This window comes from Mycobacterium sp. NGS24 (assembly GCF_059813065.1).
Genome location: NZ_JCALDW010000001.1, coordinates 185,596 through 200,876, shown reverse-complemented (window position 1 = coordinate 200,876; position 15,281 = coordinate 185,596). Strand labels below are relative to the sequence as shown.

Here is a 15,281-nt window from a genome sequence, read left to right as displayed (position 1 = left end):
TCAGAAATTACCTCCGGAAGGGATCTCATACACGTTGCCACCCGGTCCCGACGGCGGCTGGGTGGTACCGTAAGCCGGCGTCTCGGGTTTCGTTGCCGCAGCGGCGCATTCGGGGACGATGTCGATGAGTCGCTGGGTGGCGACGAAGACATCTGGCGCCAGGTCCCGGAAGATCGGTGTCGTCGCCGCCTGCTCGCGCACAGTGATCATCGAGAAGGAACCACCTCCCGCGGCACCGGGGCTGCCCGGCTCCAGGCACTGACCGGGCGCCATGTAGTGGTGGCCGGTGAATTCATGGAATTCCCGGAAATAGTCAGCGACGCGTTGCGCACGCTCATCGACGCTGACCTCCGGCCCGGTACCTAGAACCACTGACTCCACCCCGGTGCTGGTGACACCGGTCCGAAGAAACTGAGTCAGGTGTTTCTTGGCGGCCAGCGAATGAATACCGGCTACGGGATCTTCAGGGGACTCGTCATATATCCGCCGAAGGGCGACGTACGGCGCCAACGACGACATCACCGGCGGTTGATGGCATTGCGCGATTGCCAGCAGGAAAGACTCGAGGATGGCTGGCAGCCAGTCATATGGAGCCTTGAAGTCCGACGGCGGCGTCAGCAGCGGGTTAGGGAATTGCAGCCAGCGGCGCTCCTCGGTGCTCCACACCTGCGCCGGTTGGGTATAGGGCTCCCCGGGCACATGGATGAAGCCGATCGCGCGGCCCAGGGTCCACCCAGCGACGCAAGCCTGCCGCTCCGCGGGATGCATCGGCAGCGCCGCGGGCAGCGGCCGGGCACGCCGCATGGTCCAGAACGCCTTGCGCTGCGACGGCGAGGCGGCCAACCACTGCTTGGACGCCTCCTCGACCACCGCGGTGTAGGCCAGCGGGGAGTAGTTCGGGTACGACCCGAATATGTTGACGCGCTTGAGCTTTCCTTCGTCGTTGAGAACACGATCCAGCGCGTCGGAGCTGGACTTGTCGATACGCGGCTGTTCGCGCAGCGCAGCCGCCAAGTTATCGGCGACATGATTTCCCTTGAACGGGATCGCCGAGAACTTGTACTGGTATTCCATTTGAGCGGCACCATGGATTGCCTGCATCGCCTTCTCATTGACACTGGCCAACGGGCGGGCGAGCATGAGTGTTTCTACGAATTTGCCGACGATATCGCGCTGGCGGTCGGCCATCTCCGATTCCGGCGGGTTGTCGGCACCGAGTACGAACTCGCGCAATGACACCGAGCAGAAGCGGTCGAACGACTCGCCGGTGCGTGAGACGAATTTCCTTGCCCGGTCCAGTAATTCGTGCGGTCGGGTGTGAACGTCGTAGCGCGCACGCAGTGCGATCAGCGATTCACCCGTCTCGGGGTCGCGGGGAAACACACTCGAGCGCCAGGCCGCCATGCGTTCGACCGTTGGCTGGTCGTCGGCGGGCGCGCGGGTGCCGCCCACCGTCGTCCAGCTGCCGGTGATGACGTAGAAGACGGCGCGTCGAACGCCGTCGTCGAAACCGCGGCGGCCACCGACATCGGTGCCGACCGATTGTGGCAGATCGCTTTCGTATCGCTGCTTGAACTGCGCGGAGCTGGTCAGCATCACTTCGTTGTCGGCCTCGGAGAACCGGACGGCGACGGCATCGTCGGCCTCCGAGGGCCACGCCGCGTACTCGTCGGTCTGCAGGTAGGCCAGCCCGCGTTCGCGGGCCGGTTCGGCGACCGTGCGGCGCAGCAACGTCTGTGCTTCATCCATTGCGGACAGCAGCTGATCGATCACCTCGGGTGCCAGTGCAGCGGCCGCCCTGCCGATCTGGTCGGCAAGTTGCGCATAGATCTGCGTTTGCACTTGGTGCGCGGTGCCGCTCAGCACGCGCTCCAGTACCTCCGCGGTGTTCGCCACGGTTCCCTTCAAGGCCGCCAGGACGGGTTTGGCGTCTTCCGCGGGTTCACCGAGGCGGGCCCCCGGTGCGTGCCGCAGCAGATCGGCGCCGCTGGGGACGACGACATCTTGAAGGTGCCGGCGGACCCTTTTGACAAGGCCGGTTGCATACGGCAAGCCCTTGTCGCCCAGGGCCGCCACCGTCGCATGCTCCAACCGCGCCACGAACTGTCCCTGCCACCGAAATGCGGCAAGTTCGGCGACGTGCTGCGCGCCGTACAGCAGGTGGTCCCGACCCTCGGCGAGCGCTCGGCGCACCTGGTCGGTCCACTGCGTGGCAGGCACACCGCTGCTCGGGTCGATGTATCGACGCACTGATCCGTTGACGATGGAAGTCGCCTGTTGGCCGGCATCGTGGCGCTGCAACACTGTGCTCATCAGCCAGGCCGCGACAGTGCCTGCTCCAGCCGGGGGTAGCCCCAGCTGTGCGCAAATGTTGGGCCACTGGTTGTCTAATATCGCGTTGACCTGCTCCTCGTCGGAGGCCAAATTGTCGGGTTGTAAATGTCCGCGCAGCAACTGGTCCACGCTGCTGCGCGCCAGACGCTGAGCGGCGTACTCCTTATAGCGATCGCGGCCCATACTGAGGCTGGCGAAACCGAAAGCGCCCCAAGGCAAATTATCCCATTGCTGGTTGCCCCAACCGAGATAGTGCCGGTTGCCGGCTACCCCGGCCCCGTTGGTCAGGTCCCACTCGACGAATTGCTGGGTGGCCTGTCCGGACAGCATCAGTGCGGACAACCCGCGCCCCAACCCGCGATACACGGCATCGGGTGAGCCGTCACCGAATACGGTGCGTTGCGCACCGACATGCCGCCCGACCGGGAAGACCCGGGCGAACGGGATCAGTTCACCTTCGCCGTGCTCGAGTCCCAGCGCGCGCAGCAACGCGACGTCGTGCTCGCGGGCGGAGCCGATCTGACTGGCTACGATCTCACCGAGCATGGCCAGCGCGTTGGCCCGCACGCCGGTGACCGCCGCGTCGGGCAAACTACCGAAAATGTCTGGGGCGACCATGAATACGCCCATCAACCGGGGATCGAGCCCCGACACCATGGTTAGGACCCGACAGATGTCCAGCGCCATCGAGGCGCCGGCACCGCCAGCCATCGACGACACCACGAGCACGATGGGCTGATTGTTGGGATCGAACGCACCCGCACCGGGGACAGAAAGAGCCCGCATCTCGGAATCGGTCGAATTCAGAAACAATTTGTCCCAGGCACGTTGCAGTTCGTCACGAACCCGGCCAACCTGGCTGAGCGTGATGATCCGGCCCAGAGCGCGATACTGGCCGGCCCCGGTGCTCAGCGGCACATGCACCGCCTCGGGGTCGCGAGGTGCCCAGGTGGCGACGGTGTCCAGCGCCTGTTTGCCGACCAACTGCTGCGACAACGCACCGTCGAGAACCCGGTAGCTGTCGCTTTGCGGCCCAGTCCCGACGTAGGTGCCGCCCTGGTCACGCACGGTGCCGATATTGCGCACGGGTGTCGGGGCGGTGGGCACGTCGAGGTGGACGAACTGCCACCCCTGCGGGATACGCCCGATGCCGTATTCGGCGAGGTCGGAGTGCAGTTGATCCATCATGTAGGCCAGCGTGGCGCCACCGGAACCGCCGCATCCGACGACCAGGAACTTGCGCATTCGGTGCTAATCCTCCTACTGTCGCGCAGCCAGATTCTGGGTGCGCCGCCACAGGCGTTGTGGCCGGTTATCTGAACGGGTTGGTCGGGTCACCGCCGGAAGGCGGGGAAGCTGGCGGTGGGGTGCTGCTGGGACCGAACGGATCGGGAGAAGCACTGGGCCCGAACGGATTACTCGGCCCGGGGCCCCGCGACCCTGGGCCGAATGGGCTGCCGCGCCCTGGTTGCGAAGGGCCGGACGGAAACGGATTGCCGCGCGGGGAACCGCTCGGGCCGAAGGGCGCGCCGCCCGGTGTCGAGGAGGGCGGGCCGTACGGTGTCGCACCGCCGGAAGCGAAGGGATTGCTACCCGCCCCCACCGTCGGCGACCCGCTACCCCCGAAGGGATTGTCACCCGACGGCGAAGGGGGTGGCGCGGTGGCCGACTTGGTGCGGGCGACCAGGTCGGTCAGAACTCGCGGCAATGACGAGTTGACCTCGGTGATTAGCCGGTCGATCACTTGGGCACCCGCGTCACCACCGACCAGCAGGACCACGGTCGCCAGGTCCGGCGGACCGGCGGGATCACGTAGCACGAACCATGTGTTGTGCACGGCCAGCGGCAGTTTCGCATCCGGAGTCTTGCCGTGCGTGGCTCCCGATTTCCCGCCGGCGCCGGCACGTCCGGGCGCGGACGCTACGACGAATCCCGCACCGAACGGGGATAATCCGATCCGGGTACGCAAAGTGATGCCACCGAGGTCCAAACGGCGCGCCGGTGTGCCGAGTCCCTGAACTAGACTGACCAGCTCACCGTCGCGGACCGCGAGGGGACCACCGTCCCGCAGCACCGAACCGCCGGACACTCGAACTGGAATCTGCTGGGCGCGTAGCGCTTTGGCAGGAATTCGGGTAATGAGCCACTTCGACAGGTACAGCAGCAGCAGGGGTATTCCAGGGCCCAGTATCAGCGCCAGGACGAATGCCGTGCCGAAATGTGCCACGTTCAGCGGCTTGTGCAAGGACGCGGTGAACGGCACCTCGACGGCGACCGGTTCTCGACTGCCTTCGGCCGGGGCGACCATCACTTTGACGGTGCCGTTTACCACCCCGTTGGCCCTGGCCGGAATCGTGAGCTCGAGGGGTAGCGATTCTTGTTTGTTGTCACCGGGTCTCACGCAGTTGGCCGCGGAGTTCGCCGGCGACTGCAGGGTCACCTTCCCGACCCCGTCCGGGGCGGCGCGCACGGTGGTACCGTCGGCGGCCAGCCACGCGCACCCCGGTCCGGTTACGGCTAGTTTCCCCGCAAAGGTGCCGTCACCTTCCAGCGAACCGAAGTTGATACGGTCACCGATCTTGGGATACCCGACCGGGGGATCGACGGTGATGGACAGGTCGACCCGTTGCGTCGCCAGCTGCGTGCCGGGTTTGACCATCCCGTCAGGCAGGGTCGCATCGGCAGTGGTGACATCCAATTTCAGCTGCAGGCTCGCCGCGCCGGGCGGAACCTGCGAAAGGTCGACCGACACCGGCGAGTTGATCCGGTCCTTCGGAATATTCACCGCGACAGGGTGTTCGGCACCCTTCACATCCACCAGCACCGCAGACATGGTGGCCTTGCCGGGCAGGGTGGCGGGGTCCACGGATGTCTGGTGGCCGTCGACCAGACCGAACGTCAGGGGAACATTCTTGTCCCCGCTGTGCAGGGTCGTCTTGCCTGCGGCGGGCCACGCCGGGTAGAGGTCACCGGAGATGTGGATGCTGGACCGGGTGTTGCCCCCGCCATCACCATTCGGATCGACGAACACCAGCGCCCAGGCACCCTGCCATTGCGGCGCTTGGGAATTCGACATACGGAATGACACCGCCTTGCCGCTCTCGGGTCGGTAGTCGATTTTGACGCCACCGACGTCGACCGTGGCGGGCCCGCCCTTCAGTTCCGTCGGGGCGCCGTTCGGCGACACCAAGTAAGCAACGAGACCCTCGCGGGTCGCCGCGGCCAGCACGCTGACGCTGCGCACCGATCGGTCCAGCACGAACCAATGTTTGGCGTCCTCACAGATCGTCCGTGCGCAGACCCCGGTGTTGATCTCGATAGGCGGTTGCCCCGGGGTGCTGAGCTTGTCGAACACGAACAGCAGGTCGTCAATGTTCTGTACCGGATAGAAATCGCCGGGAACGGGGCTGCGAATCGCCCCGCAGGATGGCACCGTTTCCGTCGGCTGACCGGTCGCGATCGCCTCGAGCAGGTCGAAGTCCGATGCCTGTCCGCCATCGGCCGACAGGCCAATTGCGAGGGTGACGATGCCGGACGAGCGAAGTTGATCGGCCAGGCCGCCGTCGCGGCAGATGCTCTGTTGCGCGGCTCTGATCGTGGCGTCGATCCCGGCCTTGGAATTCAAATTCTCGTTGGGGGCGTAGGGTTTGCTGGCATTGCGCTGGCTGTAATCCAGCTTGCCGTCGGTGAACCAGGCCAACGCCTGGCACTTTTCGCCCTCGCCCGGTTTTGCAGCTTTTTCCAGCGCGGAACGGGCACCGTCGAGCGCCAGCCAGTAGTCGGTGTCCGGCCCCTTATTGCGGTCTTTGAACGCATCGATGCCGGCCTCCACGCCCGGCAGGCTCGCCGCATCCAGCTTGGCCCACCCCAGTGCCGGGTGGTAGTCATCGGAGAATCCGGCGACCGCAATCTCCAGACTGATCCCCGAATCGGCAGAGAACTGAGAGAGCTTGCGCGCCAGATACTTTGCAGCGGTGACACGGTTGTTCTGCGGGTCTGTCGCCGTCAAGCTGCCGGACTCGTCGATCATGAGCAGCAACTGCCCGGACTTCTGCGCCGCCAGGCAGCCCCCGAACCAGTCGGCCCCGGAACCGCCGTCCTTGGCCACGCTCGGTGCGGCGAGCAGTACCGGGAGCAGCACCAGCGCCAGCGCAAGCACGCAGTTGCGAATCCGACTCACAGCTGACCTGCCCAGTAGGCGACGCTCAGCGAGGACACCACGATGCCGATCACCACTAGCGCGGCCACTGCAGCGTAGGCCATCGACAGCCAGTCCGGACGCAGATATACCGGTTCAGCGCGCCGGGCCGTGTCGCGGGCGGCGTAGAACGCCAGCACACCGACAGCGACGGGCCCGGCCAGCAGCCACCCCAGCAACGCAACCTCGCTACCCCGGAACACCGCCGCCAGCACCACACCGAGCACAGCGATCCCAGCCCCGATCGCGAGCAGACCGGCCGGTGGCTTGGCGATGGGCAGCGGCGCTGCACTGCCGGAGGTTGCTGCGCCGAAGGCCCCGTATCCGCCCTGATTCGGCTGACCGCCCGGCCCCGGCCCACCGACATTGGTCGCGGCACCGGAATCGAACGGGTTATACGGTGAGCCCACAGCACACTCCCCCTGGCCTCCCTCGCAAGGTCTGGCGGCCCTCGATCCTGCGCCTATCCTGTCATAGGCGCAATCGCCTCGACAGTGATGCGGCAAATTGTCGTCCGATGGTCTGACAACTCTGGTTCGCAGTGCGTATATCGCACAGAACCGCTGGTCACGCCGGGTCAGCGCGCCTGTTCAGCCAGCCAGGTCAGAATCTCGACGGCTGCGCCGGCACCGCTGGACGCGGTCACCACCGTGCGCGGCGAATGCCAGTTGAGGGCGTGCAACTCGCCGTGCGCCGGGCGGATGGACTTGTCAGCGTAGCTAAGTAAATCGGCGTCCAATGCGCCGTCGCCGGCCGCCAGCACCGGTGCCGTTTCCGGCAGTGCGCCCTCCTCGACCAGGCGTCGGCGTACTTCCGCGACAGCATGCGACTTGCGCAAGCTCTCGGGCACCGCATAGATCTTGCGGCCCTGCCGGGACACCGCCCAGCCGCGGTCCCCGCACCAACCCGCCCAGTCGTCCAGGAAATTGGCCGGCATCGAGGCCTCGTCGACCACGAGGTAGCAGAAGAGATTCTCGGCCACGCGTAAATTGAGCACCCAGTCATCGCTGATGCGTGCCTTCAACGCGGCGACGATGTCCGTCAACGGCGGCCCGCCACCGCTGATCCGGGCGGCCATCTTCTTGCTCCATTCGGCGTCGGCCACCGAGTCAACCAGGATGTTGCCACCGTTGCTCGTCACCGCATAACGAAAAGGGCCGCCCGGCAGTTTTATTCGCTGGTATTGGACAACGGTGCGGGTGGTGGCGGGCAGCACCGTCACCCGAGCGGCCAGTGCCCGCAGCCCGGCCTCCGCCTCGGTAGTCATGAAAGACACCGGCGATCCGTTGTAGATCTCCACACAGGTGCGGTCCTCGCTACCGAAGTGGCGCTGCGAGTAGATCAGGGTGCGGTCCAGGTCGCAGGCGATCAGCGCGGTCATGCGGTGATGTCCTTGATCAAGCCGACGCACGCAAAGGCCAGGTCGGGATCGTGCACGGTCGGCACATTGCGGGCCTGCGCCAGCATCCGGATATGGCGATGGGCAGGATCGTCGTTGTCGCGCAGCACAATTCGCCACGGCACCCGCCGGAGCAGGACGCGCGTCGTCTCGCCGATGCCAGGCTTGACGAAGTTGGTGGTGGCGATGCCGTATTCGCGCTGTATCCGCTCGACTGTCGCCCACCCCGACCAGGTCGGCGCCCGGTCGCTGCCGCGGACCGCTGCCACGCCCTGCCGGACGTCCTCGGCGATGTCCTCGAAGTGCACCGACACTGCGTCGAGGAAGGTCGCGGACTGATCGTCGGCGGCCAGCTCACGATAGAACTTGGCGCCGTGAAACTCCCCCGGGGCCAGCAGGTGGGGGTTGAGCACGGTACGGGAGACCAGACCCGAGACGGTCGAATTCAGGCAGGCCGATGCGATCAGAAAATCGTCACGAGTTCCGTAGGTGCGCACACAGTGCCCGGGGTCGGCCAGCACGGCCAGGTCATCGTTGAACCTGATGCCGGTCACCCGGTGATACTCCGTCAAGGCGGCGCTGAGTTCGCGGGTGATGACACCTTTCCCAGTCCAACCGTCGACGAACACGACCGTCTCCGGAGCATGTTGAGCGGCAAGGTAATCCAATGCCACCGTGTCGATCCCCCGATCCCGGACGATCGAAATTGCATAGTGCGGAACGGCATTGGCGTGCCGGCGCAGCACCCAGCGCCGCATGAGGATTCCGATCGGCGTGCCGGCCCGGGCCAGCGATACGAGGACCACGTCGCGGCCGCGCTCGGCCAGTACCAACTCAGTGACCACGCCGACGGCGACGGCAAGCCGTCTCGCGCTCTCCGCCAAGACGGTGGTGAACAGCTCGCGGTAGTCGTGGTCGGGCTGGTACTCGATGGGCAGGGATTCGGCGTAATGCGCGCGGCCGCTTTGGATCTCCCGCTCCCGTTCGAGGGTGTCCGCCTCCAGCGCAACCTCGGACAGGTCGGTGAGCAGCCAGCTCACCTCTTCGGCGGTGTAGGACCCGAAAGCCGGCCCGCGCAGCGGCTTCACGAGTGCGCACCGCAACGCGCGACGGCCAGTCCGGCCACGTCCGGTCCGTGCACCGCTGCCACCAGCATGTCGTAGCCTGCTGTGGTCAAGACATCGACGATGCCGCCAGATTCGTTGAGGCGCAGCGTGTCGGCGCCAGAGTCCACCATCAGGACCAGCTGGGTTTCACCACCCGATTCCTCGGGAGCCCACCCGTTGTAGAGGAACCGGGGCGCGTCGTCGCCTGGCTCACACGCACTGAATTGGTATCCGCGGCGCAGCGGATAGCCCGGCACATCGCGCACGTAGGCCGGCGACCGCGTACTGGACTGGTAGCGCACGGCAAGCCCCGCACCCGCGAGCCCGTCTGCCACCCGCAGCGGCAGGTACATGAACTCCTCGTGACCCACCACCAACACCGGGCGACCGGCGTCCAACCCGTCAGCCACCTGGGCCACCGCATGCTCTAAGGCACGGTCCAGCCCCGGGCGGTCCGCCCGGGTGAAGCAGTGTCGGCCTCCTTCCGGGATCGAGTCGGGCCAGGCCACCTCGATCCGGCGGGCGGAGCCGGCGCGAGCACCGAACGCGGCATTGAGCGTTGGCGACGGCAACGCATTCACGTCGTCAACCATGCTGTCCGGCAGAGTGACCCGCCCTCTGGCGAGGCTCACGTGATCAATCTGCACACCGAGTTCCGCGGCGGTGCGCTGCACCGCGTGTTCGTGGTGCGGCTCGCGGACATCCACCAGGGAGGCCACCACGTAACGCGATCGGGGTGCTCGACGCTGCAGAGCGCAGATGGCGGCCAACGCCGTGCTACCGGTAGAGATTTCGTCGTCCACGATGACCAAGGTCCGTCGCTGTTCGAGCAGGTCGCCGGTGCTGGGTTGCAGCGTGTGATCCGTGGCGTGGGAGTGCCCCTCCTGGAACCCGGCATAGATCAGCTCCGGCGCCGCGGGTCGCCGGGTCGTGTGGATATAGACGGCGGCGTCGACGCGATCGGCGACGCAATGCCCTAATCCTGTCGCGGTTTCCGCCATTCCGAGCACGTCGAGTTCACCGTCGATGCCATCACGGATGCGGTCGCCGAGCCGGTGCCCCGCCCCGATCACCGAGGCCGGCGACGCAGCGATGTGCTTACCCAGCACGGTCGAGACCAGCAAGTGGGCACGGCGTGGGTTGCGGCGCAGTCCGGGCAACACCAGATCAGTCACCGAGACCGGATCGGTCCCATCGCTGTCCAGGACCGCGAAACCGAACGAGTTTGTTGCCCAATGCGATCGGGTCATCGTCCAGCAAGCACCGTGAGCAGGTCGACGAAGGACACGCCCTGCCGCGTGACACCAAAGACGCGAGCACGGCGTAGCACTTGGTCGGCCCAAATACGGTGCGGCCGTGGCTCATTCATCTTGTTCCGGTATTCCGAGCGGCGCACTCCACTCACCTCGGCCTCGGCAACGTCCAGGGCGTCGCGGTATTCCTCGTGAGTCACCACGGCCAGTGCGTGCACAGCAGGCACATGCGAGGGGTGGATGACGGTCTTGCCGTGCAGGCCGTTGGCTCGGTCGAGGCTCAATTCGCGCAGCAGGGCATCAAAGTCGCGGCTCACCAACTGATCACGGAACCGCACCGCGTCGTGCTCAGCAAACGGCGTCGTCCGCAGCATCGGCCGGAACAATCGCTCGTGATCGGCGAAGTACTCCCATACCGGACCGGTGATCACGTATCCGGTACCGTCCGCACGACCGAAGTAGTTCACGATGTCACTGATCGCGTCCGCGATCACCCGCACGTCATAAATCGTGAGGTCGCGGTCGCGCCTGATCCCGAACAGCCCGCACATGTCGGTCGCACCGATGCGCAGAGCCAACACTGAATCCCGGTGCCCGGCAAGGACCTCGGCTATAGCCGTCAACTCACTGCCGCGGGTTTCGCGGAAAGCCAACTCCGCCGACTCCAGCACCGGCATGCCATACAGGTGTCTGCCGAGGGTTCGGCCGGCGTTGGTGATCTCTTGCAGAAACCGCTCGCCAGTTGCCGCGCAGAACTTCGGGATCACGAATCCGGTCAACACATCCCGTCCGTCGGCCAATGCCTCTGCGATGCGGGAAATGCATTCCACGCTACGGACCCGCACGAAAAGCATTGCCTGCGTCGCATCTGCGGTCACGGCAAGCTCATCAAGGACGCCGACGACGTTGCTCAGTGCACCACTTGCCGCACCCTCGTCGACGGCGTCCTCGAGGTCGAAGACCATCGAGCACACCCCCTCGGCGGCACGCCTGGCGACGGTCGCCGCGAGTTCGGCCCGGTCAGCGGGGATGTACAGGGTGGCTCCCAACCCGACGGCAAGCAGCTCACGGTCGCCGTCGACGGCCAGCACCTCCGGAGGGCGGATGAACAGCCGTTCCTGTTCGGCTGGCGCCAGATGGTGGAAATGTCGAATCGCCGTCGCCGACGACGGGTGCCTCACTTCGCCGCTCCCTGCCGGATCCGGTTGACGATCGTGGTGATGAACTTCGATACGTCCTCCATCCCGCGGTAATAGCCCCAGTAGTCCGGGTGCGGGACACCGAGACCCTCGACCAGCAGGTCGATGCGGGTGGCCTGGGCGTCCAACGCCGTACCCCATTCCTTGGCGGCGCCGCGGTCGACCGCTAACCGTTGGGCGTCCCGCAGCCGGAAACGCACCTCTTTTTCTTTGCTAGCCGGATCCTTGCGCAGCTCGCGGAGCATGACAAGCCGGTCGGCGACGGCATCGATGCGTTCTTCGGCTGCGGACAGCTCGGCGCGCGCCTGGGTTGCCAGGTCCAGCACCGCTTCCGGTTGGCGCTCGCGCTGAACGGCGACGGCGCGCGCCAGCAGTTCGTCGGCGCGTTCGAGATGCTTCTGACTCGCCGGGCCGTTGTCGAGCAGATCCTTCGAACTGTTGGCGTGAAATTCCCGCAGCAGCGCTGACCGGTTGGCGTCGACACTGTCCACCCGGTTGCGCAACGCATCCAGCCGGGTGCGCAACGAGGCGACCGTCTGTTGTGCCCGTTCGTCGAGCTGGGGCGCCGCGTCGAGAGCCTCAGAAACCGCCCGGACGGCGGCCCTGAGTCGGCGGCTGGCACCGGCCAGCGACGCCACGTTGCGCTGCGCACGGACCGACTGCAGGTTGTCGTATGCCGCGGTCAATTCCTCACCCGCGCGGTGCACGGACGGGTAGGCCCGTAATGCAGGCGCGGTCTGCGCCAACCGCTGCGCGACACCATCGGCTTCGGTGGTCGCCGCAGCAGCCTCGGCTTGCGCAGCAACGCCGCGAGCGGCCACCGCGTCCATCGTCGCGCGGTGTCGTTCATGGAACTGATCCAGGCCGTGCCGCGCCGAATCGATAAGTTGCTGCGCCCATTCGGTAGCCCCGGTCAGCTGGTACGGCTTCCGGGAGGCGCCAAGCCCGTCGCTGTCCGATCCGGTTGCGGACAGGTAGGCAGCGGTAGCGTCGTAACACGCCGCGCGGACGGCGTCGAACTGCGGTTCGAGGGAGGGCTGCGGCTCGACCGCCGCGGCGGCCTCAAACAGGGATTCCACCACGTTCCGGCGGTTTTCCAGGTCCAGAAACGATGCTGTCAGAGCCGCTTGCGCCGGACCGAGGTGCGCGTTGTTGCCGGGCTCGCGAGACCGTCTGAACCACCGCCCGCGCACAGTCCGATCTTAGCGGGGCTCAAGAATCCCTACCGATAGCCGTCGCTTTACTCAGCGCTGGTGTACTACGGTTGGCAACGACTGGTGTTTGCAGGTATCTAGTCCGACAAAGTTCTTTGAATCATCTGGAGGGGTGTTCGATGGGTGTCAGTCTGAGCAAAGGCGGCAATGTCTCGTTGACGAAGCAGGCGCCGAATCTGACGGCGGTTGCGGTCGGCTTGGGCTGGGACGTTCGGACCACCACGGGCACCGACTTCGACCTCGATGCCAGCGCCATCGCCACCGGCGAGAACAAGAAGGTGCTTTCCGACCAGCACTTCGTGTTCTTCAACAACCTGCGTTCACCGGAAGGCACCATCGAGCACACCGGCGACAACCTCACCGGTGAGGGCGAAGGCGATGACGAGGTCATCAACGTCGACCTGGCGGCCACCCCGCCGAACATCACCAACATCTTCTTCCCGGTGTCGATCTACGACGCTGACGCTCGCAGCCAGAGCTTCGGGCAGGTCCAGAACGCCTACATCCGCGTCATCGACCGCAACAACGGCAGCGAGCTGGCCCGTTACGACCTCTCCGAAGACGCCTCCACCGAGACGGCCATGGTCTTCGGCGAGCTCTACCGTCACGGCGCCGAGTGGAAGTTCCGCGCCATCGGGCAGGGCTACGCATCCGGCCTCGCCGGCATCGCTCGCGACTACGGCGTCAACGTCTAGGGCGTCCGGCCTGGTAGGGGGGGCTGGTATGGCATTGCGGATCTTCTGGCCGTCATTTCTGGTCACGATCATTTCGCTCATCGTCGCCTGGTTTTACGGCGGTGTTCATGCGTTGATCCTGTGCGCCATCCTGGGCGTCCTTGAGGTGTCGCTGTCGTTCGACAACGCGGTCATCAACGCGACCGTGCTGCGCCGGATGAACGAATTCTGGCAGCGGATCTTCATCACTATCGGAATCCTGATCGCCGTGTTCGGTATGCGGTTGGTCTTTCCACTGCTGGTGGTGTGGATCACCGCTCACATGGGGCCGCGCGAGGCTATCGACCGAGCGCTCAATCCGCCGCCCAACCACGCCGAGACGTTTGCTGACGGCACTCCTAGCTACGAGACCGCACTGCACCACGCGCACCCCCAGATCGCCGCGTTCGGCGGAGCGTTCCTGCTGCTGCTGTTCCTGAATTTCATCTTCAGCGAACGCGAGATCACCTGGTTGTCGTGGCTGGAGCGGCCGCTGGGTAAAGCCGGCAAGCTCGACCAGCTGGCGGTCGCGGTGGCCGCAGGGTCGATCCTGCTGGCGTCACAGTTCGCTGCGGAACCCGACAAACGCGCCACGGTGTTGTTGTCGGGATTGTTGGGCCTGATCACCTACATCGTCATTGACGGTCTCGGGTCCATGTTCGAGGTCGACGAGGACGGGGACGGGGACGGGGACGAATCCGACGAGCCGGCCCGGGTCGGGCCCTCCGACCTCGCCAAGGCGTCGGGCAAAGCGGGTTTCTTCTTGTTCCTCTACCTGGAAGTACTCGATGCGTCGTTCTCGTTCGACGGAGTGATCGGTGCCTTCGCGATTACCGCCGACCCCATCCTGATCGCGCTAGGCCTGGGCTTCATCGGGGCGATGTTCGTTCGTTCGATCACCATTTTCCTGGTGCGCAAGGGAACGCTGTCGGAGTACGTCTACCTCGAACACGGCGCGCACTGGGCGATCGGCGCCCTGGCGGTGATCTTGTTGGTGTCGGTGAACCCCAAGTACGAGCTGCCCGAGGTGGTCACGGGCATGATCGGCGTGGTGCTCATCGGCGCGGCGTTCCTCACCAGCGTGGTCCGCAACCGTCGCGAAGCGGCCGAGGAAACACCGGAACCGCAGCCTGCCGAGATTGAATAGCGGCACGTCCAACGTCACCGAAAGGCCGGCAATGGCAATCGATTACACCAAGCGGCCCCGGTCAACTCCAGCTGCGGCGCCATCGCATCCACCACCTCCGTCGGCCCCCAGCGGAGTCAACCTGTCCAAAATCAAACTGACCAAGGATGCCCCGCGGATCAGTCTGACCAAAGCCGGTGAGCAACAAGGCGTTATGCGGGTCAACCTCAACTGGAACACCGGCGGCTACGCCGGTGCCGTCGACCTCGACCTGGGTTGTCTCTATGAGTTGTCCACCGGACAAAAAGGTGTCGTCCAGGCGCTGGGGAACTCGTACGGGTCGCTGGACCGGGCTCCCTACATCGCCCTGGATGCCGACGACCGCACCGGATCAGCGGCCGGTGGGGAGAATATGCGCATCAATCTCGAACAGCCCGAACGCTTTCGGCGGATCTTGATTTTCGCGATGATCTACGAGGGCGCACCGAACTGGGCGGCAGTCGACGGCGTGGTCACCTTGTACCCGACATCGGGGCCGCAGGTCGAGGTCCGGATGGACTCGCCCAACAACGAGGCGCGCATCTGCGCGATCGCCCAGGTCTACTACGCCCAGGGCGCCTTGCACGTCAACCGCGAGGTGCAATACATCAGCGGCAGCCAGCGGTTTCTCGACCAGGCCTACGGTTGGGGTCTGCAGTGGCAGGCCGGCCGTAAGGACTGAGGCATCGCCCCAACGCCG

General features: G+C 65.6%; 11 protein-coding genes. 3 read left to right on the top strand and 8 right to left on the bottom strand.

The window, feature by feature from the left end; translation table 11 throughout:
* The 8 genes from AC5Y6Y_RS00955 to AC5Y6Y_RS00920 all read right to left on the bottom strand — a co-directional run bounded on the left by AC5Y6Y_RS00955 (nt 1) and on the right by AC5Y6Y_RS00920 (nt 12,568).
* Nucleotides 1–3,579, bottom strand: a complete 3,579-nt coding sequence (locus tag AC5Y6Y_RS00955; RefSeq protein WP_499928983.1) for a tubulin-like doman-containing protein — start codon at nt 3,577–3,579, stop codon at nt 1–3.
* Nucleotides 3,580–3,646: 67 nt separating this feature from the next.
* Nucleotides 3,647–6,514 carry a vWA domain-containing protein gene (locus tag AC5Y6Y_RS00950; RefSeq protein WP_499928981.1) on the bottom strand — a complete coding sequence of 956 codons (2,868 nt, stop codon included), beginning with the start codon at nt 6,512–6,514 and terminating at the stop codon, nt 3,647–3,649.
* Entirely contained in the window at nt 6,511–6,942 is a 432-nt protein-coding gene (locus AC5Y6Y_RS00945; RefSeq protein WP_499928980.1) for a hypothetical protein, read from the bottom strand. The genes AC5Y6Y_RS00950 and AC5Y6Y_RS00945 overlap by 4 nt, the downstream gene beginning before the upstream one ends.
* 167 nt (nt 6,943–7,109) lie before the next feature.
* The gene (locus AC5Y6Y_RS00940; RefSeq protein ID WP_499928978.1) at nt 7,110–7,913 is read right to left on the bottom strand and encodes an HAD family hydrolase; all 804 of its coding nucleotides are present in this window, start codon (nt 7,911–7,913) and stop codon (nt 7,110–7,112) included.
* Nucleotides 7,910–9,019 carry a cysteine protease StiP family protein gene (locus AC5Y6Y_RS00935; RefSeq protein WP_499928976.1) on the bottom strand — a complete coding sequence of 370 codons (1,110 nt, stop codon included), beginning with the start codon at nt 9,017–9,019 and terminating at the stop codon, nt 7,910–7,912. Before AC5Y6Y_RS00935 ends, AC5Y6Y_RS00940 begins: the two co-directional genes overlap by 4 nt.
* Nucleotides 9,016–10,287: a phosphoribosyltransferase family protein gene (locus AC5Y6Y_RS00930; RefSeq protein WP_499928974.1), complete on the bottom strand. Its 1,272-nt coding sequence runs from the start codon at nt 10,285–10,287 to the stop codon at nt 9,016–9,018. Before AC5Y6Y_RS00930 ends, AC5Y6Y_RS00935 begins: the two co-directional genes overlap by 4 nt.
* Nucleotides 10,284–11,471 carry an HpcH/HpaI aldolase/citrate lyase family protein gene (locus AC5Y6Y_RS00925; RefSeq protein ID WP_499928972.1) on the bottom strand — a complete coding sequence of 396 codons (1,188 nt, stop codon included), beginning with the start codon at nt 11,469–11,471 and terminating at the stop codon, nt 10,284–10,286. The genes AC5Y6Y_RS00930 and AC5Y6Y_RS00925 overlap by 4 nt, the downstream gene beginning before the upstream one ends.
* Nucleotides 11,468–12,568, bottom strand: a complete 1,101-nt coding sequence (locus tag AC5Y6Y_RS00920) for a hypothetical protein (protein WP_499928970.1) — start codon at nt 12,566–12,568, stop codon at nt 11,468–11,470. Before AC5Y6Y_RS00920 ends, AC5Y6Y_RS00925 begins: the two co-directional genes overlap by 4 nt.
* A 254-nt stretch (nt 12,569–12,822) precedes the next feature.
* On the opposite strand from AC5Y6Y_RS00920, the gene AC5Y6Y_RS00915 reads away from it, so the two are divergent.
* From AC5Y6Y_RS00915 to AC5Y6Y_RS00905, 3 genes are read left to right on the top strand one after another with little or no spacing between them, the layout of a single operon-like run.
* Nucleotides 12,823–13,398 carry a TerD family protein gene (locus AC5Y6Y_RS00915; protein WP_463824595.1) on the top strand — a complete coding sequence of 192 codons (576 nt, stop codon included), beginning with the start codon at nt 12,823–12,825 and terminating at the stop codon, nt 13,396–13,398.
* 28 nt (nt 13,399–13,426) lie between these two features.
* Nucleotides 13,427–14,563, top strand: coding sequence for a DUF475 domain-containing protein (locus AC5Y6Y_RS00910; RefSeq protein WP_499922866.1), 1,137 nt, complete (start codon nt 13,427–13,429; stop codon nt 14,561–14,563).
* A gap of 31 nt (nt 14,564–14,594) precedes the next feature.
* Nucleotides 14,595–15,263, top strand: a complete 669-nt coding sequence (locus AC5Y6Y_RS00905) for a TerD family protein (RefSeq protein ID WP_499922864.1) — start codon at nt 14,595–14,597, stop codon at nt 15,261–15,263.
* The last annotated feature ends 18 nt before the right edge of the window (nt 15,264–15,281 follow it).

Coding starts and splice junctions, on each gene's coding strand:
- AC5Y6Y_RS00955 (WP_499928983.1), bottom strand. CDS start 3,579: ATGCGCAAGTTCCTGGTCGTCGGATGCGGCGGTTCCGGTGGCGCCACG.
- AC5Y6Y_RS00940 (WP_499928978.1), bottom strand. CDS start 7,913: ATGACCGCGCTGATCGCCTGCGACCTGGACCGCACCCTGATCTACTCG.
- AC5Y6Y_RS00930 (WP_499928974.1), bottom strand. CDS start 10,287: ATGACCCGATCGCATTGGGCAACAAACTCGTTCGGTTTCGCGGTCCTG.
- AC5Y6Y_RS00915 (WP_463824595.1), top strand. CDS start 12,823: ATGGGTGTCAGTCTGAGCAAAGGCGGCAATGTCTCGTTGACGAAGCAG.
- AC5Y6Y_RS00910 (WP_499922866.1), top strand. CDS start 13,427: ATGGCATTGCGGATCTTCTGGCCGTCATTTCTGGTCACGATCATTTCG.
- AC5Y6Y_RS00905 (WP_499922864.1), top strand. CDS start 14,595: ATGGCAATCGATTACACCAAGCGGCCCCGGTCAACTCCAGCTGCGGCG.